The sequence below is a fragment of the Mucilaginibacter sp. P2_A5 genome (genome assembly GCF_056404995.1).
Genome location: NZ_JBFUCY010000034.1, coordinates 1 through 25444 on the forward strand (window position 1 = coordinate 1; position 25444 = coordinate 25444).

Genomic DNA, 25444 nt, shown 5'->3' on the forward strand with positions numbered 1-25444 from the left:
CCAGTGCGCTCAATCACTATTGAAAAGTAAAGATAGTGCCATCGGTAGTTTTATGAGAAAGCTTCGCGGCCGGAAAGATTCGGGAATAGCCATAAAAGCAGGTGCCAGAAAGCTGGCTATAGCCTATTACAATACATTAACCAAAGGAACCGCGTACGTGGAGGAGGGAACTAAGCGTTATGAAGAGCAACTAAAGAAAAGAGAGATGGCATCATTGAAAAGATTAGCTAAAAAGCACAATGTGCAACTGATTGAAAATCAAACTGCTGCATAATGTGTCAATGGCAGTAAGTTTTATTTGCGCACAAATAATGGCATTGCAGATGACAAATTTTGGCATTGATAATCAGTTAGTTATAAATGTGTCAATGGCAGGAACGAAGGATCTATCAGCAGTGCATGACCGATAGAAAAGTTCGCGAATAGATACTTCGTTCCTCAGCATGACAACCCCTTTTTTCGATGTCATTCCTTATAAGATACGGACAATCCCCGCCTTACAGGGTGGCAAGCATAAAACCAAATAGCCCCATCCCAATTATGCCTGGAAAACCAGTAAAGGAACAGACAGGTGGGCAACCATTTTTTTTGTATGACTTAAGTTAAGAATATCGCTGATAACGCTATAAGGGCCATGGTTCATGGCCAGGATATCTACCTGCCCATGCTCACATAGCCAGGCAAGGCCTTTTTCGGCATTGGTGTCCTCCAGCGCACGGTAATAAATGTGGGGATAATCGGCTTTGTTAGATAGCTCGGTCATCAACAGGTCTGTCAATGGTTGCATAACTGCAGTATCGTGCTTGCCGGTATAAACATGCGTCAGCAGAATCTCGGCTTTGAGCGGCCTGGCCAATGCTATTAATTCATATATTGATTTAAGGTCTTTCCCGATTTTGTTAAAATCAGTAGCAAAGGCAATCTTTTTCACCATTTGCACAGGCGCCTGCGGCGGCACGATTAACAGTGGTTTTTTGGCAGCGTCAATTAGGGCACCGGAATGATTTCCTAACAAAAAACTACTTAAAGAGCTGTTACTATGTTGCCCTATCACAACCAGGCCAACATTGGCAGATGCGCTGTGGGTGTTCACTACATTGGTAACAAGGCCTGCTTCATTTACATAACCCACTTCGGGCCTGAAGCTATCGGTTTGGTCAGTAAGTTCGAGATGGGCTTTCAGGCGTTGTAACTCATCGGTACTGTCATCTATCAGCAATTCGCTTTCTTCCGCCATGCAGCTTGTAAACCCGGTTTGCGGCATTTCTGCCGGTACAATTACCGCATTGCACAGTAATACTTTAGCTCTCATCTGTTTGGCCAGGTAATAGCCGTATTTGACAGCATGCCTTGCATTGGCCGAAAAATCGGTAGGAATTAATAATGTTTTCATTTTTTGCCGTTTTAACCGGGAGTAAAATTGGCTAAAATAGCCGGCCAAAAGTATGACGATGGTCACGGCACAAAATGATATGCGCTACAAAATCAAAAGGAGTAACGGGTGAAACATGGTTCACCCAATAACTATCAAAAATATTGATGGATCGGGGTTATAAAACCTCCATTAAATGAAAACCAAAGGGCTCGATGATCAGGTATCCGCCACTACCGGCTATGTCGTATTCATTGCCGGTCCAATGGTCGGTTAACGGTGTTGTAGTACCCTCATTTAACCCGAAAGCCGCCCATGCAAGATAGCACACCTCGTTACTGAAATTAAATACCCCGTAAAAGGTTTTGTTTTCATAAGTCCTGGCGTAGCCTGCCACATGAATGTTATATGGCTTAAACCAATGCAGGTTATTATGATCGGCCACGGCGGATATTTTTTTGCGGATGGTGATTAACTTTTGGGTGCCCGAAAAAATAATATTTTCAACTGTTCCTGGGGTGTTTATAAGCTCGTTTTTGTGCCAGTCAATTACCGGGCGGTGCATCCACCGGTTATCGTAACTTTTAGCTTCATCGGTTAAATAGGAGTAGTCGTTAGTATAGCCGGCCTCATCGCCATAAAAAATCATGGGTATGCCGCCAAGAAAAAAGCTGTGCGCCTGCATCAGTAAAATTTTTTGAATGGCCGTGTTTATTGCACCTGCATCGTTACGTTGTATGGCCTTTTCAAGGCCGCATAATGAAGCCAGCGAACCGCTGATGCGGGCATCGCCTGTTTGGGGGTTAGCCGAAAATAAAGCACCTGCCGACGGGCTCGACACAAAATTGCCTGTATAATAATCCTGCAAAAACCGGCGATGGCGATAGGGATCGTAGCCCGCCTTCCTGATCATTTCATCATCGTAACCTAAGCCAATATCGTCATGGCACCTGGTATAGGTAATCCATGAGGCGCCGTATGGTTTTTGTAACAACTGGTTTTGGGCGGCAAGCATTACACGGGTATCGCCGGTGGCCAGCATATCCCATTGCAGCGCCATTTGGGTGGCGTTGTAGGCAAAGTCGCACTCTTTAGCGGCAAACCGGCCATTGCCAAAGTATTTCATGATCTCGCCGGGGGCCACAATGGCTTCACCAAGCAGGGCCATCCCCGGCGAGGCTACCAATACGCATTGCTTAATAAGGCGCAATAATACATGGGCCTGCGGCAGGTTTTGGCAATTGGTGCCCAATTGCTTCCAGATAAAAGCGGGCGCGTCAATCCGCAGGAGATCTACACCCAGGTTTGCGTAAAAAAGTACGATATCAAGCATCTCCAGGAACACAGCGGGGTTGGTATAATTTAAATCCCACTGGTAGTGATGGAAAACGGTCATTACCCATTTATTACACTCCGGTACGTAAGTAAAGTTCCCGGGCGAACTTTCCGGGAAAATTTCGGGCATGCTTTGGTCGTATTGATCGGGAATTGCCCTGTCATCAAACATGTAAAAATAGTCCTGGTATTTGGGATCACCATTTTTTGCCTTTAACGCCCATTCATGTTGGTTGGATGTATGGTTAAGCACAATATCCGTCATGAGGTACATTTGTTTGGCGTCCATTTGTTTGCGCAGCCGTTTTAAATCGGCTAATGACCCAAACCGCTCATCTATCTTTCTGAAATCGGATACCGCGTACCCGCCATCACTTGCGGCGGGCGGGCTTTCAAATAGGGGCATCAGGTGCAAAAAGTTTACGCCGAGTTTTTCAAAATAGGCCAGTTTACCGCCCAGGTTGCTCAATGTGCCGCAAAACCTATCTACATACAGGCTCATCCCGGTAATTTGGTTACTTAAAAACCAGTTGCCCTTTGCAGCTTTTGCCTCGTCTTTATTTTTAAACGCCGCCGGTCTTTTTGAATAGGCTTTGATGATATTTAAGAACAGTTGTTCAAATACAGGTGCAGCGGCCGCGTGGCTGCCGTAAATCTCCTGATAAAGATCTTGTATGGTATCGGCGCTGGTCATCAGCCGTATGTAAAATGCATTGTCGGTACCGGCAATGTCAATATTGTATTGGCTTAAAATGCTGTTAACCCGCTGATGTAATTGATGGTTGTACACGATTATAAATTTTTATCCAAAAATGAGTTGATAAAACAGGTTATTCACTAGTTAATGTACTGCTCCTGCGGGTACTATTACCTCGTCTGTTATTCTATCTTTTTTAATGCGTATGGTTGCTGCGGCTGCAATTAATAACAATACCCCCGCAAAAGTGATGGCATTTAAGGGGTTATCGCCCAGGAAATTTTTATAAATAAAACCAAAACTGATGGTTTGTAATATCATAGGCACAACAATCATCATGTTGATGATGCCCATGTAAACGCCATACCGCTCTTTGGGGATGCTGCCTATTACCATAATGTAGGGTACGCCCATCATACTGGCCCAGGCTATACCAAAGCCTACCATTGGTGCAAATAGCAAATTTCTGTCGGTAAGGTGCGGGAATATCAGCAAGGCGGCACCGGCCATGAGCAGGCAGCCAATATGCACATATTTTGCGCTGAACTTGTGCGCGAGCCAAACCAGGCCGAATGCCGAACAAAAGGTAACTATATTATAAAATCCGTTTACTTTACCGGCCCATACTACGGCCTGCTCATACAATTCTTTGTTACCATCGGGCGTGGTATGAAATACCGATTTAGCTATGCTTAACGATACAAACTGCCAGTAACAAAACATGGCATACCATTGAAACAGGTATACCAATGCCAGTTTCCACATAATGCCGGGCATATCTTTAATGGCCGCAAAAATTTCTTTTACGGGTTCAAAAAGGCCTTTCTTTCTACCCCTTAGCTCGGCCAGCTCAGCTTCGGTAGGAGGGATCTCGGGCGTAGTGGTAACCGACCAGACAACTGAAACAATAGAACAGATGGCGCCAATAAAAAACGACCCGAAAACCCAGTAGGGAATGCCCGATTGCCCATCACTGGTTTTTGTACTGCCCTGGATGATATTTTTGAAAAAGCCAAGCGATAAGTTGGCCAGGGTAATCCCAAGGCCGGTAAAAAAGCTTTGCGTTAAAAAGCCAAAGGCCCGTTGTTTTTCGGGCAGTTTATCGGCTATAAAAGCCCGGTAAGGTTCCATGGCGGTATTATTGGCGGCATCTAATATCCACAGTAAACCAACGGCCATCCATAGCGCCCGGCTAAAGGGGAACGCAAACAGGCAAAGGCTGCAAAAAATGGCGCCTATTAAAAAGAAAGGCTTACGGCGGCCCCAGCGCGGGTGCCATGTTCTGTCGCTCAGTGCGCCAATAAGCGGCTGGATGAGCAAACCGGTCATTGGCCCTGCTAAATTCAGCAGCGGGAGGTCTTCGGGCCTGGCGTGCAGAAACGTATATAATGGATTTATAGCAGTTTGCTGAAGCCCGAAGCTATACTGGATGCCAAAAAAACCGACATTCATGTTAATGATTTGCCAGAAACTTAAACGGGGCTTTAAAATGGACATGGATGGTTGTTAAATTGTGATAAGTTAAGAAAGTATAGCATATTTAAGCTGATTTCACATAACGGCCGGCTTCATCAAATGAAGCTTTAAACAAAGTAACCCCATCCGCGTCATCGGCAGGTATATTAAGCCGGGCCTTAACGCGCATTTTATAAACATAGATGGTATTGGCCGAGTATTCTAAAATGCCGGCTATGGTTTCGCAATCGGTAATGCCGAGTTTCATGAGGGCAAAAATTCGGAGTTCGGTATTTAACTGCCCGATGCGTTTGGGCCATATCTGGTCTTCCTTTTTCAGCATCGCGTTAAATTCCATAACAAAATTAGGGAAGGCTTTTAAAAAATACTTGTCAAAGTCGCGGCAAAGCGATTTGCGTTCGTATTTAACGTCTATGTCATCAAAACAGGGAAGTATATCGCGGTAGTTTTTTACAGCTAAGTGGCGTTTTACGCTCCTGTGCAGTTTTTCAAATTTGGTAATATAGTTTGATACCAGGCAAACAAAGTGCCCTATATGATCGGCCTTGCTTTGCCCGTTCTGCTCTATTATTTCATTTAAACTAAGCAAGCGCGATTGCTGCTCCGTTATAATATTCTGCTGAAACTTTATTTGTTTTGATAATGCATAAGCTCTTAGTATACAGGCAGCCGATACCAATACCGATATTGCCAGGGCTATAGCGATGCCGGCATTTATTTGCGGCACATGAAACATAAGTTTTGGAATATCTTTTAAAAAAGATGTTCCGCTTATCTCTAAAAGATGCGTGTAGCAAAAAAATACAAAAACGGCGGCAGTATGGTGTATGCTCATCTCTTTGGTAATTTTGACTGGCAAAAAAGGAAACCGGGTTATAATTGGTAATACTTTTTAAAAGTAGGCTTTAGCTTTCATGTTTTATACGCACTACAAGCAAAATAAGATTTGCAACTGCCTGCAAACGTTTGCGATAATGTTTGTTGTTGAAAAATAGTTAAGTAACACCTGGCTTAAGCGTTGGCTAAATAGAGCGATAAACTGAATATGGTTATTGTTTAACAGGATATTAGCAATAAGCAGCACTGTTTAAAAGCAGGCGCATGAATGGTAACAAAAAAATATACTACTTTTAATAACCGATTACCAACAACCAATGCCATGCCCGATATAACTTTAAAAAAACTTGCCGAAATGCTTAATTTAAGTATCTCAACGGTTTCGCGGGCACTTAAAGACCATCCTGACATCTCAAAAGAAACCAGGCAGAAGGTTAAAGAACTTGCTGCCGTTGCCGAATATGAACCTAACACCTACGCAATTAACCTTAGGACCAACCAAAGCAGGGAATTGGCGGTAATTATACCAACAATAGCCAACGATTTTTATCAATCGTTCATCAGCTCGCTCGAAGAGGAGGCGCGGTTGTATGGGTATTCGTTAATTATGCTGCAATCTGGCGACGATCCGCTTATTGAGCAGCAAAATCTTAAAAGGTGCAGGCAGGGGAGGGTTTCGGGTATATTTATTTCGATAACTACTAAAACTACAGATATCAGTAGCTTTTTTAAACAAGGCGACCATCCAATCCCCATTATTTTTTTTGATAAGGTGCCCGCGGTTGAAAATTGTATTAAAATATGTGTTGATGATATGATGGCAGCAACCATAGCTGCCAAAACACTGGCGATTAAAAATAAAGAGAATATTTTGGGCATTTTTGGAAACGTGGAATTGTCTATTACCAAAAAAAGGCTGAATGCGTTTACCAAAACATTGCAGGAGGTTAACCCAGAAGCCAGGTTAACCATTCATCACGCGGGCTCAATAAATGAGGCTTTTGATGTTGTAATGAATACTTTACCCCAGCAACAGCCAGATGCTGTTTTTTGCATGAGCGATGAGGTGCTGATAGGGGTAATGAAGGCTATACAAACGTTGCAGTTACGTGTACCCGGCGATATAGGTATTATAGCTATAAGCGAGGGCCAGGTACCTACATTTTATTATCCGCAAATTACCTTTATTGAAACTAGTGGCTTTAAGCTGGCAAAAAGCGCTTTTGTAAAAATGATGGCCTGCATAGCCGGAAGTACCGGTATGCAGGAGATGAAAATTAACTCCATCCTTGTAGAAGGCGGCTCGCTTTAATATAATACCCAACAGTTCCCCCATTGTTTAATTATGTTAATAAAGTAAGCCATAAAGACTGCTCCTTTATATATCTTTGAGATATAAACCCGTAATTTCAAACTCTTAGCAGTAAAATTTAAAACGCTTCTTTAAATGGAAGCCAACCGGCTCTTTTAATTGGTTAATGATTAATATAAGCATGGAGTTTACCAGGGTATTGTTTATAAACGGTTCGCCAATTTGTTTTAAACCTTTGAATTATATAAGCATGAAGTATTTTTTCTGTTTTTTATTGTTATTAGCGTCTTTTTCAACATTTGCATCTGATACAACAAATAATTTACTTGAAGAATTAAAAACGGAGATAGGGAAAAAGGGTACTTATGAACATACAAAACAACTGCGGATTAACAGGCTGAAATTATACAGGTCAAGGCTGTCCCAGGACGATTATGACAGACAGTTTTCTGCATTGAACAGCATTTATAGCGAATACAAAGGGTACCAGTTTGATTCGGCCTATGTTTATGTTGATAAGATGATAGCTTTAAGTAAGCAACGGGGCGATAAGCAGGGAGAATATTACAGCTATGTAAAAATGGCATTTATCCTGCTGTCATCGGGCATGTTTCATGAAGCTTTTGATTATCTGCATAAGGTTGATGTTAAGGTTTTGGAGAACCCGGCCAAAATTGATTATTATTTTTTTTTGGGCAGGTGTTATTACGATATAGCTAACTATAGCAACGACAAGTATTTTACGCCTGGTTACATTACAGTGGGCAATAAATCTATCGATTCGGCAATATCCTTCTGCGGCGATGACTTTGTGAGCCGTAATTACCTGCTGGGTTTACAAAAACTGCAGGAACGTAACTACGTTCAGGGTAAAGTTTGGTTTGGTAAACTGCTCGAAAAAGATATGGTGATAACCATGCACTTAAGGGCAATGGTTTCCTGCTCCCTGGGGATGATTTATTTACAGGAAAATCAAAAAGAGGAGGGTATTAACCTGATGATCCAATCGGCCATAGCCGATATTAAATCTTCTACCCGTGAAACGGTTGCGCTTTATACCCTGGCCGATCTTTTATATAAGGAAGGAAATATAAAAGACGCTTATAGTTTTATACAATTGGCCAAAGGAGATGCTGATTTTTATGGTGCAAGGCAACGAAAAATACAAATAGGATCAATACTGCCAATTATTGCCGCGGCCGAACTCAACAATTCCGAACATCAAAAGAACCGCTTCCTGATCCTGCTGCTTACATTAACTGCCCTGGCATTGTTGGTGGTATTTTTCCTGGTGATGATTGTAAAACAGCTTAAAAAACTAAAAACTAAGGAAAAGATAATTGAAGGAAAAAATGCACAGCTTAACGATATAAACGGCAAGCTCCTGGTAGACGCCAAAATTAAGGAAGAATACATCGGGCAGTTTTTTAAAGCCATATCCGGTTATATATTAAAACTCGAAAACCTGAAGGTATCTATAGAAGCTAAAATTTCGATGAAAAAGTATGACGCCATCACGCCGATCATCCATCATATAGATATTAAAAAAGAGCGCGAAAATTTATATTATAGTTTCGATCACATTTTTGTGAAGATATTTCCAAACTTTATCAACGTATTTAATAGCCTTTTTGACGAGAAAGACCAGATTTGGCCCCAGGAGGATGAATTATTGAATACCGATTTAAGAATATTTGCACTTATCAGAATGGGCATTTCTGATAACGATACTATTGCCAAAATATTAGAATATTCTGTTAATACCATCTACGTTTACAAAATGCGTATCAAGGCGAAATCGTTGCACCCCGAGCAATTTGAGCAACGCATCATGAATATCAAAGCATTTGACCTTAATTAAATTGGGGGCGCCGGAATTGGCGTTTGCAAAGTTTAGAAAGCATTTTCCAGATAATTTAGTATCACAAATTGTTAAAATAAGGGTAATAAAAGCTTTATATTTTTATCGATGTCGTTTTTTTTAAATAGCTGATAATTAGTATTTTAATTTATAAAGGCATCGTTTTTTTTTATATAAATTTAAAATTATCCACATTTTACCATTCTTATGTCCTGCATCACTTTTTTCTACTGCTTTAATAACTAAATTGCATAAGATTTTTAGGTGTAATATCATAAACCATTACATTTTCAGTAGCCAGTATTGTTAGTTAAGTTCTTCGGTAAGCCGTTTTTTTGGTGTTTTGACCCAGGTGATTTAACTTTTATTTAAGTATTTTTTTCGTTAAATTTCATGAAAAAATATTTAAGATACGCTGGCTGCTGCGAACGTGGAAGGTTATTTTATCTGCCAAAGTCTAAACCAGTTAATTAAACCAATTCAACTAAATCTCAGTAATTATGCAATTTAAACACTTACTCAAAGTATGTTTCTTTGCTGTTGTGGTATTTTTTTCAGTGCCTGTTCTGGCGCAGAACAAAACTATTACCGGTAAAGTAACCGACAAAAAAGACGGCTCCTCGCTAATTGGAGTCTCGGTAGTGGCAGCCACAGGAACAGCCGGAGGCACGGTAACCGATGTGGATGGTAATTATCGCATTACAGTTGCCGGTAACGTTACCGCGCTGAAATTCACTTATGTAGGGTATATCACCCAAACGGTAAATATTGACGGCCGTACAGTCATTAATATGAGCCTGGATGGCTCAAGCAAGGCCTTAAATGAAGTAGTGGTAATAGGCTACGGAAGTCAAAAGGTGAAAGATGCGACAGGCTCGGTGGCATCATTAGGCACCAAGGATTTTAACAAGGGCGTTATTGCAACTCCGGAGCAGTTGCTGCAAGGCCGCGTAGCCGGCGTACAGGTGACACCCGCAAGCGGCGAGCCCGGTGCCGGTGCTACCATTAACATCCGTGGTGCAAGTTCCATTCGTTCAAGTAACAATCCTTTATATGTGGTAGACGGTGTACCGCTTGATAACGGTGGAACCGCCGGCGGTTATGATAGTGGTGCAGGTAGTTCTTCGGCACGTAACCCGCTGGCATTTATTAATCCTGCCGATATTGAAAACATCAGTATATTAAAAGACGCTTCTGCCGCAGCGATTTACGGTGCTCGTGGTGCAAATGGTGTTATTTTGATTACCACCCGTAAGGGGCGCAAAGGTTCGGGCATTCAGTTCGGGGCAAGCACCAGTTTGGCAAATGCAGCTAAACGTTATGATTTGCTTGGCCGTGACGCGTTCCTGAAAGCGGTAGCCGCTGTAGGCGCCGATGCTACTGCTGTTGATTTCAAGGGTAGTACAGATTGGCAGGACCAGATATTAAGAACTGCCGTATCTCAAAATTATAATATTGCCTTTGGCGGCGCTAACAATACCGGGAATTACAGATTTTCTGCCGGGTACGACGATCAGCAGGGTATTGTTAAGAACACAGATCTTAAGCGTTTTAATGCACGCATCAACGCTTCGCAATCTGTTTTTAGTGGCAGGGTTAAATTTGATCTGCAATCATCGTATTCAAATGTAAAAGATCAGTTTGCACCCATTACCAACAATGCAGGTTTTAACGGTAGCTTGATAGGTGCGGCCCTTCAAACCAATCCAACCATGCCGGTTTATGATGATCAGGGCAGGTATTTTAACCTGAACGGATATGATGGCAATGGTTTTCCTAACGGTAATAGCTTCAGAAATCCGGTTTCGATGTTAAACCAGATCGACGATAAGGACAATATTAACCGTTTCCTGAACAACTTAACGCTTACCATTAAATTATTTGAAGGCCTTTCATATAAGGGAAACATTGGTGTCGACGTATCAAGGGGTTTAAGAAAAACATTCTATGATCCACGAATAGTTGGCTTTACTGATCAATCAAATATCAGGGACTTTAATGTTCCATCGGCAACAGGCAATGGCCGGGGTATTTTGCAGCACACCGAGTTGACGAGTGCCACCACAGAACATACCTTAAATTATGATAAGAAATTTGCAGATAACAGCAGTTTAACTGCTTTGGTAGCCTATTCGTACTCTAATTATAAAAATTATAGCCGGAATGATTTGGGATGGGGCACCGCTACGCCAGGTCAGTATGTGAAAAACTATAACGAATTTAAAAATCATTTGGCTTATCCGGTAGGCGATAGCAGCAGCTATAAATTGCAATCTATTTTCGCCCGTGTCAATTACTCTTATAAAGACAAATACATTTTCTCTGGTATTATCAGGAGGGATGGATCAAGTCGCTTTGGTAATAATAATAAATACGGTAATTTTCCGGCTGGAGGCTTTAAATGGCGTATCAGCAATGAAAGTTTCGCGCCGAAAAATTTATTTGATGATTTAAGCTTAAGGTTAAACTACGGGCAAACAGGTAACCAGGAGTTTCCGTCATATGCTTCGCTTGCATTAAGGCAGCTTAACTACTACGGCACCTCAAGCACTCCGCTTAACGCAGCAAATCCTGATTTGAAATGGGAAACTCAGACAGCTTATGGCGCGGGTATCGACTTTACCATGTTAAACGGCAGATTAAGCGGTACAATTGACTATTTCAATAAATCGCAAAAAAATCTGTTGTTCCTGCAGGATTTGGCTCAACCGGCAGCAAATACCCGGTATTGGGTTAACCTTCCCGGTAACGTGCGTAACACAGGTTTGGAAGTTGGCTTACTGTTCCAGGCTATCCAGGGTAAAAAGTTTAGCTGGGATATTAATTATAACATGACTTTTGTTAAAAACCGCATCGAGAATTTCGGAAACCGTAACGTAATTACCGGTAACATTGACGGCCAGGGTTTATCAGGCGCTTACGCACAATTCTTTGGAAATGGTTATCCACTGTATGAATTTAATGTAGCGCAATACAACGGCTTAGATGCCAACGGCTTTGGTATATACCCTGACGGTATTGACGCTGCTACCCCGCATGGTAGCCCGCTTCCAACATTCCTTGCCGGTATCAATAACACGTTTAACTATGGCAACTGGAGTTTAAGCTTTTTCATAAACGCACAAACCGGCTTTTATATCTACAATAACACAGCCAACGCCTTCTTTTACAAAGGCAACCTGGTTAGTGGCCGTAACGTGACCACAGCGGTTGCTGCAACAAACGAAAATCCGCTAAACTCTGGCGAGGTGTCATCCCGTTTCCTTGAAAAAGGCGATTTCATTAGGATGAGCAACGCATCTTTAGGTTACACCTTTCCTGTAAAAGGAATGGCAATCAAAACCTTGCGTGTAGGACTAACCGGCCAAAACATATTCCTGATTACCGGTTACAGCGGTCTTGATCCGGAGATTAACACCAATAAAGAAAGAAACGGTGTGCCGTCACGTGGTATAGATTACACATCATATCCAAGCGCACGTACGTTCACATTAAGTTTAAATGCGAGTTTTTAATATAAAATTAGTATGAAAAAAATTACATCAATAGCAGTTACCTGTAGTATCCTACTTTTGAGTACTATGGGCTGCAAAAAGTTAGACGAGACCGTTTACGGTTCAAAGTCTATTGACAATGGCGGAGCGGCAAGTGCTGCCGACCTTAACGGCGTTTATTCACAGTTATTTGGGCAAGCGGATCAGGCAAATACATATGCCCTGCAAGAGCACCCGACAGATGAAATGATGGGGCCTACACGTGGCACAGATTGGGGTGACTTTGGTACATGGCGTAAACTGCATACCCATACCTGGACACCTTCACACAACCAGGTTAATGATACCTGGGACCAATTGAATATTGGCGTGTTTCGTGCTACACAGGTTTTTTCGAGAGCAACAACAGATCAAATAAAAGCTGAAGCAAGCTTTCTGCGCGCCTATTTTATGTTCCAGATAGTGGATTTGTATGGTCAGGCTCCATTTCGCGATCCCGATGCATCAAATTCATCTATCCCTAAAGTTTATACTCGTTCTCAGGCAACAGATTTCATCATAGCCGATCTTGTGTTCGCTGAGTCGAAATTAGGTGCATCTGCAAATATTGGTATAGCAAGTAAAGCCGCTGCTGACGCTCTTTTAGCTAAGGTTTATCTAAATAAAGCGGTATACACAGCCACTACAGTTGGCGGGCCTTTTACTTTTGCAAAGGCCGATATGGATAAAGTTATTGAGTATGCAAACAAAGTTACTGCTGCCGGTTATTCATTGGAACCAGCCGGTAAGTATTTCCAGGATTTTGCCTGGGATAATACTACCCAGTCGCACGAAAATATCTTTGGTATCTATAACACAGCAGACAAAGTACAAGGCTCGGCCAAAAATCGTTGGAAGATGGGCTTGCATTATAACCAAACACCCGATGGATGGAATGGGTTTACTACGCTGGCCGATTTTTACAAATCATTTGAAACCACAGACGAGCGCAGAGGTGTTGATTACCCCGGCCTTACCGACAAAGTTGGTTTAAAGGCAGGGTTTGCTGTTGGTCAGCAATACGGACCTAAAGGCGTAGCCTTGAAACAACGTGGTGGTAAACCGCTTGTTTTTACACCTGATGTCAATCTTAACTTTTCAACAGAAGCACAAGGTATTAGGGTATTTAAATATTTCCCACATCCAAATGCTGATGGAACGGTAACTGATAGCGGCGAAGACAATGACTATGTAATATTGCGTTATGCCGATGTTATGCTTGAAAAAGCAGAAGCCATTATGCGCGGCGGTTCCGATCCAAACGCGCAAACAGCCTTGGCTATTGTAAATGCTATTCGCCTTCCACGTGGTGCTTCTCCATTGGCCAGCGTTGATGCTGCGGCTATGCTGGCCGAACGCGGCCGTGAACTTTATTACGAAGGCTGGAGAAGGAATGACCTGATCCGCTTTGAAAAATTCAATGATCCGGTTGATCAGCGTCCTTTAAAGACTGATAAATCACGGACTTTATACCCTATCCCTCAGCGTGCTGTGGATACCAACCCTAACCTTAAACAAAATCCAGGTTATTAATATATTGGGGTTTATTTGATTTATAACAGAACGTAGCGGAAATTTTCCGCTACGTTTGTTTTTTGTTGATGATATGATGCTATTAAAAAAGTGGTCCTTTGTTTTTGCCGGAATTGCATTATTATGGAGTTGTAATGGTGGCAAAAAAAATACGTTGTTTTCTTTACAACCCAACGATGAAACAGGCATAACTTTTATAAACCAGTTAACCGACCAGGACCGTACCAATGTGTTTAGCTACCGCAATTATTATAACGGCGGCGGGGTTGCCATTGGCGATGTTAATAACGATGGACTTAATGATGTTTACCTCACCTCAAATATGGGCGGTAACCAGCTTTTTATAAACAAGGGCAACTGGAAATTTGAAAACGTTACGGCTAAAGCAGGGGTAAAGGGCACCAAATACTGGAGCACCGGCGCAACCATGGTTGATATTAATGGCGATGGCTGGCTGGATATTTATGTTTGCCATAGCGGCAATGCCCGCGGTAATGAAAAAGGGAACGAATTATTCATTAACCAGCACGATGGTACGTTTAAAGAAGAGGCCGAAAAATATGGCCTGGTAGATAATGGTTTATCAACCCAGGCCATATTTTTTGACTATGATAACGATGGCGACCTGGATTGCTTTGTACTGAATAACTCGTTCAGGCCAATTGGCTCTTTCGATTTTAGCAAAAACCTGCGCGAGGTGGTTGACCCACTGGGTGGCGCGCGTTTGTACCGCAATGATGGCGGCCATTTTATCAATGTAACACAACAAGCCGGTATATTTTCAAGCGATATAGGTTTTGGCCTTGGGGTATCCGTGGCCGATGTTAACCAGGATGGCTACCCGGATATTTATGTATCAAACGATTTTTTTGAACGTGATTACCTCTATATCAACCAAAAAAACGGAACTTTTAAAGAAGATATCCAGAACGAGATGGGCCACCTGAGCGTGGCATCAATGGGGTCGGACATTGCCGATATTAATAACGATGGGCAGTATGATATTTTTACCACCGAGATGCTACCCGAAGGCGATAAACGCCTCAAACAAATGACCTCGTTTGAATCGTACGATGTGATTAAGGCCAAACAGCACGATGGCTATTATAACCAGTACATGCAAAACTGCCTGCAGGTAAATAATGGCGATGGCACCTTTTCCGAAACCGCATTTTACTCGGGCATAGCCGCTACCGACTGGAGCTGGGGCGCGTTGATGTTTGATATGGATAACGACGGCTGGAAAGATATTTTTATCTCCAACGGAATTTACAAAGACCTTACCGACCAGGATTATATCGAATTTTTGGGCAACCGCGATAACATGGCCAAGATAGCCGAAGGGCGTGAAAAGTTTGATTTTAAGGGTTTTACCGATAAAATGGTATCAACGCCTTTGTCGAATTACGCTTATCTTAATAACCATAACCTCACATTCAGCAATAAAGCTGCCGATTTTGGTTTGGATAAACCTTCCTTCAGCAACGGTGCCGCCTATGCCGACCTGGATAACGATGGCGATAATGACCTGGTGGTTAATAACGTAAACATGCCCGTATATGTTTATAAAAGTAATGCCGAAAAAAACGGCAATCACCGTATTCAACTAAAGCTAAAAGGTACCGGGTTAAATACCTTTGGTGTGGGCACAACCATCAAAGCCTTTATGAGAGGCAGCGCACTTATTTATTACAACCAGCCCACCCGTGGTTTTCAAAGCTGTATATCGCCCAATTTGCTTACTATTGGTATAGGTAAGTATAAACAGGTCGATTCGCTCCAGGTAATCTGGCCGGGCGGTAAATATCAGCTCATTAAAAATGTTAAAGGCGATAGCGTTTATACCTGCAAACAGTCCGATGCAAATCTAAATTATAACTGGAACAAGCCGGTAATCAAATCATTATTATCCGATGTAACCAAAGCCGTGTTTGATAGCATCCCCAAACACAAGGAAGATGATTTTATCGATTTTGATAACGAGCGGCTGATGCTGCAAATGCTATCTACCCCAAACCCTTACATGGCAAGCGCCGATGTAAATGGCGATGGCTTGACTGATTTTTATTTTGGGAGTTCCAAAAACGGAGCAGCGGCCCTCTACATACAACAAAAAAACGGCAGCTTTAAACAAACCATCCCCGGTGATTTGGCTAAACAAAGCTACCTTGAAAATGCTGGTGCCGTATTTGCTGATTTTGATGGTGATGGCGATCAGGACCTCATCATAGGGGTAGGGGGCAATGCCGATGAAGCAGGTACGCCTATATATTTCCCCCGGTTTTATGAAAACGATGGTAAAGGGAACTTTCACCATGATTTCGGCCGTACATTACATGCAGCGGTTAATGCGTCAATGATCGTATCGGCAGATTATGATGGCGATGGCCACCCCGATTTGTTTATTGGCGGCAGGAGTGTGCCCGGGCTTTACGGCTGTTCGCCACCATCGTATGTTTTTCATAACGACGGTAAGGGGCACTTTACCGATGTATCTGCTTCGGTATTAGGCAAGGATACCAAACTGGGCATGGTTACATCGGCCAAATGGGCCGACCTGGATAAAGATGGCTATCCCGACCTTGTTGTAGCCGGTAACTGGATGGGTATCCGCATTTTCAGGAACAACAAGGGCAAGTTTACCGAAGATACCCAATTAGCCAATTACAAGGGCTGGTGGAGTAGCCTGGAAGTAGCCGATGTAGATGGCGATGGCCATTTGGATATTATCGGCGGCAACATCGGGTTAAACTCCAAATTCAGGGCATCGTTTACCGGGCCAATGAAGATTTATATTAAAGATTTTGATAACAATGGTACAAAGGAATGTGTGACATCTATGTACCGGAGTGATGATATCAGCTACGTTTTTCATATGAAGCCCGATTTGGTTGGCCAGTTGCCAATATTAAAAAAACGCTTTTTACAATACGTTGATTATGCCGGAAAACCGTTTAACGAGGTATTTACCCCCGAAATGCTGGATGGCGCCGAAACCCATGAAATGAATTTTTTAGCATCAGCAGTATTTTTAAATGATGGTAAAAAGTTTACCTGTAAATTGCTTCCTGCCGATGCGCAACTATCTATGGTGAACACTATTTTGTGCGATGATATTGGTAATACCGGCGCTACTAAAATAGTTTTAGCCGGCAATTTTTATGGCTTTAAACCCGAGGTGGGGCGGCTTGATGCCAACCGCGGCCTGGTTTACCAATACACAAAAAACGGGTTTATTTATTTGCCGCCATCAAAAACGGGATTTGATTTACGCGGGCAGGTTCGCTCGTCATTAATGATCAAAAACCCGCAGGGAGGTAAATATTACCTGTTTGGTATCAATGATGAGGCGCTTAAGGCCTATAAACTACCTTAATATCCGAAATGTCGTTACGTACAATATTCATATCCTTGCCGATGAGGTTTTTTTTATTAAGCTGTTTTATTGGTATCGTTTTTTTACCTGCCTGCAAACCCAAAAAGGCGGGCGAGAGCGTTTTTAAATTATTACCTGCTAATGAAACCGGGTTGAATTTTGTAAACAAAAATATCGTTTCCGATTCTGTTAACATTCTTGATTACCTGTATTTCTACAACGGTGCGGGGGTAGCAGCAGCCGATTTTAACAATGACGGTTTGCAGGATCTGTATTTTGTATCTAACCAGGGCTCCGATAAACTCTACCTGAACAAAGGCGGTTTAAAGTTTGAAGACATTACTGCAAAAGCGGGAGTTACCGGTACGGGCAACTGGAAAACCGGGGTAACGGTTGTTGATATCAACGGCGATGGACTGAAAGATATTTATGTATCAGTAGTTTCGGGCTATAAAGGGTTTAAAGGTAAAAATCAGCTTTACATCAACAACGGCAACCTTACGTTTACCGAAAGTGCCGCCAAATACGGGCTCGATTTTGCGGGCTTTTCAACCCAGGTTTCTTTTTTTGATTATGATAAGGATGGCGACCTGGATATGTTCCTGCTCACCTCATCGGTACATAGTAATGATACCTATGGCGATTCTACCTTAAGGTTTAAATACAGCCATGACGCGGGCGACCATCTTTTCAGGAATGATAACGGCCACTTTACCGATGTTACTACCAAATCGGGTATTTACAGCGCGCCCATAGGCTACGGCCTGGGTTTAAGTGTTGGCGATTTGAACAATGACGGCTGGGACGATATTTATGTAAGCAACGATTTTTTTGAACAGGATTATTACTACATCAACCAGCACAACGGTACTTTTAAAGAACAGCTGAAAAGCGCGTTTGGCCATACCAGCCTGTTCTCGATGGGTAACACCATTAGCGACATTAATAAAGACGGTCACCTGGATGTGCTTACCACTGATATGTTGCCCGAAGATTTAAAAGCCCTGCGGTCGACTATTAATGATGAGCCACTGGATATCTATAACCAGGAAGTTAATGCCGGCTATTACTACCAGTATTCAAAAAACTGCCTGCAGCTTAATGTTGGCAACGGCAATAAGTTTGTTGATATGGGTTTGTACAGTGGCGTATCGGCTACGGATTGGACGTGGTCGCCCCTGGTGCAGGATTTTGATATGGACGGCCGCAAGGATATGTTTTTTAGCAACGGGATAAAAAAACGGCTTAACGATATGGATTACCTGAAATACCTGGGCAATCCTGAAGTGATGCAGGAATACAAAACCAGCCGTGTATTTGATAAGGATAAAATAAATATGATGCCTGATGGCGCCGTGCACAACTTTTTTTACCACGGCGATGACCTGCTGAAATTTACCGATGCATCTTTTACCAACGATATGCAAAAGCCGTCTATCTCGGCAGGCTCGGTAGCCGTGGATCTGGATAATGACGGCGACCTGGAGATTGTAACCAACAACATGGATGAACAGGCTTACATTTACAATAATACCACCATGGAAGGTAGTGGGAAAGATAAACCGGCATATTTAAAATATGCGGTTAAATATACCAAAGCCAATCCGGATGGCATTGGTACCAGGTTTTTCTTGAAATCGGGTAAGCAACTGGATCACCAGGAAATACAAACCAGCAATGCCTATACCAGTAACCTGAGCAGCGAATTACTTTTTACTTTTTTACCCGGCGATAGTCCCAAAGAATTATTGTTGATATGGCCGGATAACAGCTGGCAGGTGATACGGAATTTTAAACCCGGAGCTAAAACGATAATCAAATATGATGGAGACCAAACACAATCAACCGGCGATGTGTCGTCGGTAATAAATACATTTATCAGTAATAAGCAACCCTTTGATTATACGCCGGTTCAGGCTAAGTTGCTTGCACAGTTAAAGCCTTTTGATACCCCCGACTTTAATTATTATTCGTTATTGCCTCATACCTATTTGCCTCACACACCTGCTGTTGCCGTGGCCGATGTAAACGGCGATGGCATTGATGATATTTATGTAGGCGGTTTTCCCGGCGAGGAAAAGTACCTGCTGGCCGGCGATAAAAACGGAGGCTATAACAAAATAGTGGTACCCCAGTTTAACCAGGTTAAAGATTATGGCGATGGACAGGCAATTTGGGCCGATGTTAATAATGATGGTAAACCCGATTTGCTGGTGATTAGCACCAATCACCCCTTACAGGAAAGTGATAAACTGCTGCCGCCGCGATTGTATATCAACAAAGGGGATTTTCAGTTTGAATATAAGGCATTGCCCAAAATAGTTAACCAAACTGCTAAAATATTCGCGTTTGATTTTAATGGCGATGGATTAAATGATGTTTTATTAACGGGCAGCATTTCTTATACCAACTATACTGCACAGCGACCGTCGACCATTTTGATCAATAAAGGCAATGGAAATTTCGAGGTAAGTCATGATAAACAATACAACGATATTACTGCCATTCAGTACATAACGGATATTGTTACGGCAGATATTGATCATAATGGTAAGGCCGATTTGGTAATTACCGCCGAGTGGCAGCCCATACAGCTATTTTTGAATGATGGTAAAAAGCTTAATAAGTTTTCATCGTCGGTGCTGGATAACCAAAAAGGCTGGTGGCAATCGGCAATGGTAGCCGATGTGGATGGCGATGGCAAAGCCGACCTGGTAGCCGGCAATTGGGGAACTAACAATAAATACAATGTATCGGCAGACCAGCCTTTGTATGCCTACAATAGCGATTTGGATAAAGACGGCAAAAACGATTTGATACTATCCTATTGTGTAAAAGGACAATACTATCCTTTCCGCCCTAAGAACGATTTGGAGCAAGAACTACCGTACCTTAAAAAAGAATGGCTGAGCTACCAAAAAATGGCCGATAAAACCACCGCCGAAATATTTAAAGATAAACTGGACGAAGAAAGCCGTTTATCCGCCAATCAGTTCAGCAGTATTTTTGTGAGCGATGTGCTGCATGCTACCAAATTTGAGCCCTTGCCTTATCAATACCAGCAGGCGCCCATCCGTTCAATTATGCGTACGAATAATAAAGCCGGGGATCTGCTATTGAATGGCAACTTTTGGGGTGTGGTACCATACGAAGGTAAATACGATGCTTTAGGCCTTGTCGGCCTGCATTATGATAAAAATCAAAAACGGTTTTCGGCGCCCGGCTATATGGTAAACGCGGCCTTTAATTTCCAGGAACTTCCGTGCATCAGTACTATAAAAAGGGCTACGTCCACCAATTACCTTATAGTAACTTATGATGGCAGGCTGATGCTGGTTACTCAATAATTATCCCCTAAAATATGGGGTAGTATATTTTGGTAACCCATTTTGAAGTGTCCTTTTCAAGATACCTATCGGTCACCATCGATTCAAAAGGCATGGCGGGGGCTACCAGTTTATGATCCTTCATATACATCCTTACTTCTTCAAAGGCATCGTTTACCGTATTGGGGCCGCCCTTTACATCGGCTATCAGCAAGTTGCCACCCATCACCAGGTTGTTGATAACCGATCCTTTACCCGGCGTTATTTTTTTATCAATAGGGATAGCAAAACTTACCTGGTATTCTTTACTGTCCACCTGGGTTACGTTCAACATTGGGAAATTGGTTAATTTTGCCCCTTTTGCTATAGCTTCCTTTTTCAGGTTTTCGATACTGCTATATATGTTTTGCATTTCGGGGTAGGTGGCTGTGCTTGCAGTTTTGGTTAGTAAAAATGGATCTGTTACTTTATTTATGTAAATTTTATAACCGTAGGCATTTTTCTGATCTTCTAAAAATGCTTTAAAACGGGTTAAAACCTGCCCTGTTTTGTTTTGAAGCTCTCGCGCTGCAAAATAATCTATCACTCTTTTTACCGGGTTCATGCTGCTGTGCTTTTGGGCCCCTAAAGTTATTTTTGCCGAAAAATCTCCGGCTAAATAATTAATATCAGCATTCATTTTAAAATCGCCCTGCTGTAAACCGGCATTTACACCGCCGTTGGTGGATTTATTGATGGTGAGCTGTACCCCATCATAGGCAAACTGGTTTTCGTTGATTTTTGTACCGGGCCACCATTGGTCCCAGCGTTGTTGATGGGTAAGGAATTTGGCCACTACGCCATCCGATGCCTCGATGGTTAACTGGTTGCTTACGGTTAGGGTAGATGGGATTATAAAATATATAGGGGCTGCAATAATTACAATCGCAGCTAAAATTATCAGTACGGTTTTCTTCATTTGGGTTATAAAGGGGCGTCCAAATTTAAAGATAAAGGGCCAATTGTTCTGCATTTGAAATGCAAATACCGATGTATCATTTCATAATTTATATTGATGTTATTTGCTATAAAAAACACATGTTTTTATAGCAAAGGATAGGATATAAAAGCCTATATTAGCTGTCAATCAATGCAAAAAACAGCAGGATTGTACTCTCTGTCCGGTTTGTTTTTTAACCTATTTTATAATTTATGAGATCCTTTCTATTTTGTATTGCAGGCGGGCTATTTTTACTCTCTTCCTGCAAAAAGCCCGAGTACCAAAAAATAATACATGATCCTGAGCTATACCGTGTTACGGTAAAGAAGCTGAACGATATAGTGCTGGAAAATAACTTTCCGCCGGTTACTGCTTCACGTAATTATGTGTATGCCAATATCGCGGCCTACCAGGTTATTGCGGCCGGCGATCCGGCGCATTTCAGGTCGCTATCCGGCCAAATCAAACATTTGCCGCCAACACCAAAGCCCTCAAAAGATACCACGGTTGATTACCAGTTTGCATCGCTGCTGGCATTTTGCTTTGTGGGTAATGCGGTAACGTTTCCGGAAGGCAGTATGGACCAGTATGTAGATGGGCTTAAACAGAAGGCAAAAGATGCCGGCATGCCCGATGATCTGTTTGAAGGATCGGTGAATTATGCCAATAAAGTAGCCAAGTCTATCATGAAATGGAGCAAGGGCGATAATTATTTAAAAACCCGGTCGGCAAGTAAATTTACGGTGAAACAGCAGGATGGCCGCTGGATCCCGACGCCGCCTATGTATGCCCAGGCACTGGAAGCACACTGGGGCGAGATAAGGCCAATGGTTTTGGATTCTGCTTCGCAATTAATCCCGCCAGATCCTCCGGCTTTTGACATTAAAAACAAAAACGGAAGGTTTTACCTGCAGGCGCTTGAAGTGAAGAATATTGTTGACAGCCTTACCACCGAACAAAAGCACCAGGCCGATTTTTGGGACGACAACGCATTTAAGCTGAACGTAGTGGGCCACGCCTCATTTGCCACCAAAAAGTTTTCGCCGGGAGGCCACTGGATGAATATTACCGGAACAGTTACCCGTGCCAAAAAGCTTGATTTTAACACCACAGTGAGTGTTTACACCGAAACTGCCATTGCCTTATTTGATGGTTTTATCAATTGCTGGTATTTAAAATACCGCTCAAACTACGTACGCCCCGAAACTATCATCACCAAATACATCGACCCCGATTGGCGGCCGTATATCCAAACACCGCCGTTCCCGGAATACAGCAGCGGGCACGCGGTAATCTCATCGGCTGCTGCCGAGGTTTTGACCAGCAAGTTTGGCGATAATTTTGCCTATACCGATTCGTCGGAGATGGAATTTGGGATAGCGCCGCTCTCGTTCAAGTCATTCAGGGAAGCCGCGAAGTCTGCAGCCATGTCGCGGGTGCTGGGTGGTATCCACTTTAAAAACGCCTGTGTTGTGGGCAATGAACAAGGTGCGGAAATTGGACAGTTGGTGGTAAAGAAACTGCAATTGAAAAAATAATTTATAAAATACTGAGAATGAATAAGCTATTAAAATGGGCGATGTCGCTTGTTTTTGTTGTCCCCGTGTTGGCAAATGCCCAGGGCACAGATCCATGGACGGTTAAAGCAGATAAAATAGATCCGGCAAATTATTACGGCATCACCGTTGCCAACGGGATGATAGGTATTGTATCGGCCCCCGAACCTTTTAAGGTAAAAAATGTGGTGCTGGCAGGCGCGTACGACCTTTACGGCCGGGGCAGGGTGAGCAATTTTTTGAACAGCTTTAACCTGCTGAATATGTACCTGGAGATTGATGGCCGACGTATTGATGCCAAAAATATCAGCAATTTTAAGCAGGAACTGGATATGCAGCATGCCGCCTTTACTACCACGTTTGATTATGGTGATAAAGCTACCATCAAATATACTTACTACTCCCTGCGCCAACTGCCATTTACCGTATTGATGGACGTGGCCGTTATCGCCAAAAAGGCCATCAACATTACATCGGCCAGCGTAATGGAAGCGCCGGATGCCTTAAAGGAAGTTCAAAACTATTATAACGAGATTGACAGGCCGCATGTAACTATCAGCCTGTTAACATCTACGGCCAAAAGCCCCACAGGCAAAATGCAGCTATGCGCATCCACTTCGTTTTTATTTAACGAGGCGCATGGCCAGGAGCCGCGTATTATTCACGAAATGTGGGATAATAACATGCACCTGATGAAATTCAGCAAAGCCATTGCCGCAGGCGAAGCTTATAAATACGCGGTTACCGGTTCGTCCATAACGTCGGCACACCACGCCGATCCGTTGAACGAGGCCGAACGCCTTACTATTTTTGCCAAACTGGAAGGCCGCGACCGCCTGATCAAATTCCACAACAAGGCCTGGGACGACCTTTGGGCCAGCGATATCCAGGTAGAAGGCGATGCGCAGGCGCAGCAGGATGTACATAGCATGCTGTATCACCTGTATTCGTTTTCGCGTGCGGGTACCGCTTACTCGCCGTCGCCAATGGGGCTTTCGGGTTTAGGTTATAACGGCCACATTTTTTGGGATAGCGATATCTGGATGTATCCCGCGATGCTGGTACTGCATCCCGAGATTGCCAAATCTATGATCGAATATCGTTTTGAACGTTTGGATGCCGCCCGTAAAAATGCTTTTTCGCATGGTTATAAAGGGGCTATGTTCCCCTGGGAAAGTGCCGATAGCGGGGTAGAGGAAACCCCGGTTTGGGCCTTGAGCGGTCCGTTTGAGCACCATATTACTGCCGACGTTGCGCTGGCTGCCTGGAATTATTATTGCGTAACCCAGGACAAGCAATGGCTGCGCGAAAAAGGCTGGCCCATACTATCGGCAACTGCCGATTTTTGGGCAAGCCGGGTTGAACGTAATGGGCCCGGGCATTATGATATCAAAAACGTGGTAGCTGCCGATGAGTGGGCCGAAAATATTGATAACAATGCCTTTACCAATGCCGCCGCCATTGCCAACCTGCAAAACGCCGCCGCCGCCGCCAAAATATTAGGCGAAAAAGCGGATGCCGACTGGCAACTGGTAGCGCAAAATATCCCCATCCTGAAAATGGATAACGGTGTAACCCGCGAACATGCCACATATAACGGCGAAGGTATTAAACAGGCAGATGTTAACCTGCTGGCCTACCCGCTAAAAACAATAACCGATGCCGGCCAGATTAAAAAAGACCTGGAATACTACGAAACCCGTGTACCCAACGAAGGAACCCCGGCCATGACCCAGGCTGTTTTTGCCCTGCTATATGCCCGCCTGGGTAACGGCGATAAAGCATATCATTTTTTTAAGGACGCTTATGAGCCAAACCTTAACCCGCCATTCCGCGTAATTGCCGAAACCAAGGGCGGTACCAATCCCTATTTTGCAACAGGCGCGGGCGGTATTATCCAAAGTTTACTCATGGGTTTTGGCGGGTTGGATATAACCCCCGCAGGTATTACACAGTTAAAAAGCAAGCTGCCATCCAACTGGAAATCGCTAAAGATAACCGGTGTTGGGATGGATAAGCGGACTTATGTTATTAAATAATTGCTTCAATCGCTTTTAAAGGAGGCACCTACGGAGCCAATAAAAGCATTTGGCTATCTATAAACACGTGACTCCGCTGGAGCCCCGTCTTAATATCTATAGCTTATCGGGATAGCTTTCTGATACCTGGTTTGTTAATATTCCTAATAATAACAAATGCACTTTTTTAGGCTACAGCGTAGCCCCGTGTTTATAGTAAACGGACAGGTAAG

At 43.1% G+C, this 25444-nt stretch carries 13 protein-coding genes and 1 pseudogene; 9 read left to right on the forward strand and 5 right to left on the reverse strand.

All coding sequences use genetic code 11. From position 1 onward, the window contains the following. Window positions 1-274: pseudogene (locus AC1DXF_RS24110) on the forward strand (hypothetical protein); the annotation flags it as partial. A gap of 264 nt (window positions 275-538) precedes the next feature. Here the strand turns inward: AC1DXF_RS24110 and AC1DXF_RS24115 are convergent. From AC1DXF_RS24115 to AC1DXF_RS24130, 4 genes are all read right to left on the reverse strand, one after another. Then, the gene (locus AC1DXF_RS24115; RefSeq protein ID WP_477451261.1) at window positions 539-1393 is read right to left on the reverse strand and encodes a universal stress protein; all 855 of its coding nucleotides are present in this window, start codon (window positions 1391-1393) and stop codon (window positions 539-541) included. Between the two features lie 157 nt (window positions 1394-1550). Next, entirely contained in the window at window positions 1551-3497 is a 1947-nt protein-coding gene (locus AC1DXF_RS24120; protein WP_477451262.1) for an amylosucrase, read from the reverse strand. A gap of 51 nt (window positions 3498-3548) precedes the next feature. Next, a complete protein-coding gene (locus tag AC1DXF_RS24125; protein WP_477451263.1) occupies window positions 3549-4901 on the reverse strand; it encodes an MFS transporter in 1353 nt (450 codons plus the stop codon). Window positions 4902-4944: 43 nt separating this feature from the next. Next, entirely contained in the window at window positions 4945-5715 is a 771-nt protein-coding gene (locus tag AC1DXF_RS24130) for a DUF6377 domain-containing protein (protein ID WP_477451264.1), read from the reverse strand. A 270-nt stretch (window positions 5716-5985) separates the two neighbouring features. On the opposite strand from AC1DXF_RS24130, the gene AC1DXF_RS24135 reads away from it, so the two are divergent. From AC1DXF_RS24135 to AC1DXF_RS24160, 6 genes are all read left to right on the forward strand, one after another. Further along, a complete protein-coding gene (locus tag AC1DXF_RS24135; protein WP_477451265.1) occupies window positions 5986-7029 on the forward strand; it encodes a LacI family DNA-binding transcriptional regulator in 1044 nt (347 codons plus the stop codon). Window positions 7030-7279: 250 nt separating this feature from the next. After that, on the forward strand, window positions 7280-8890 hold the full coding sequence (locus AC1DXF_RS24140) for a DUF6377 domain-containing protein (protein ID WP_477451266.1): 1611 nt from the start codon (window positions 7280-7282) through the stop codon (window positions 8888-8890). A 500-nt stretch (window positions 8891-9390) separates the two neighbouring features. Then, on the forward strand, window positions 9391-12405 hold the full coding sequence (locus AC1DXF_RS24145) for a SusC/RagA family TonB-linked outer membrane protein (RefSeq protein WP_477451267.1): 3015 nt from the start codon (window positions 9391-9393) through the stop codon (window positions 12403-12405). A gap of 12 nt (window positions 12406-12417) precedes the next feature. Continuing rightward, on the forward strand, window positions 12418-13956 hold the full coding sequence (locus AC1DXF_RS24150) for a RagB/SusD family nutrient uptake outer membrane protein (RefSeq protein ID WP_477451268.1): 1539 nt from the start codon (window positions 12418-12420) through the stop codon (window positions 13954-13956). 73 nt (window positions 13957-14029) lie between these two features. Further along, entirely contained in the window at window positions 14030-17332 is a 3303-nt protein-coding gene (locus tag AC1DXF_RS24155; RefSeq protein WP_477451269.1) for a VCBS repeat-containing protein, read from the forward strand. Window positions 17333-17373: 41 nt separating this feature from the next. Further along, window positions 17374-20679 (forward strand): FG-GAP repeat domain-containing protein, encoded by a 3306-nt coding sequence (locus tag AC1DXF_RS24160; protein ID WP_477451270.1) that lies wholly within the window; start codon window positions 17374-17376, stop codon window positions 20677-20679. Window positions 20680-20686: 7 nt separating this feature from the next. Here the strand turns inward: AC1DXF_RS24160 and AC1DXF_RS24165 are convergent, their stop codons facing one another. After that, entirely contained in the window at window positions 20687-21616 is a 930-nt protein-coding gene (locus AC1DXF_RS24165; protein ID WP_477451271.1) for a GyrI-like domain-containing protein, read from the reverse strand. A gap of 233 nt (window positions 21617-21849) precedes the next feature. On the opposite strand from AC1DXF_RS24165, the gene AC1DXF_RS24170 reads away from it, so the two are divergent. Both AC1DXF_RS24170 and AC1DXF_RS24175 read left to right on the forward strand, forming a co-directional pair. Then, window positions 21850-23175, forward strand: a complete 1326-nt coding sequence (locus tag AC1DXF_RS24170; protein ID WP_477451272.1) for a vanadium-dependent haloperoxidase — start codon at window positions 21850-21852, stop codon at window positions 23173-23175. A 17-nt stretch (window positions 23176-23192) separates the two neighbouring features. Continuing rightward, window positions 23193-25232 (forward strand): glycosyl hydrolase family 95 catalytic domain-containing protein, encoded by a 2040-nt coding sequence (locus tag AC1DXF_RS24175; RefSeq protein WP_477451273.1) that lies wholly within the window; start codon window positions 23193-23195, stop codon window positions 25230-25232. Window positions 25233-25444 lie beyond the last annotated feature (212 nt).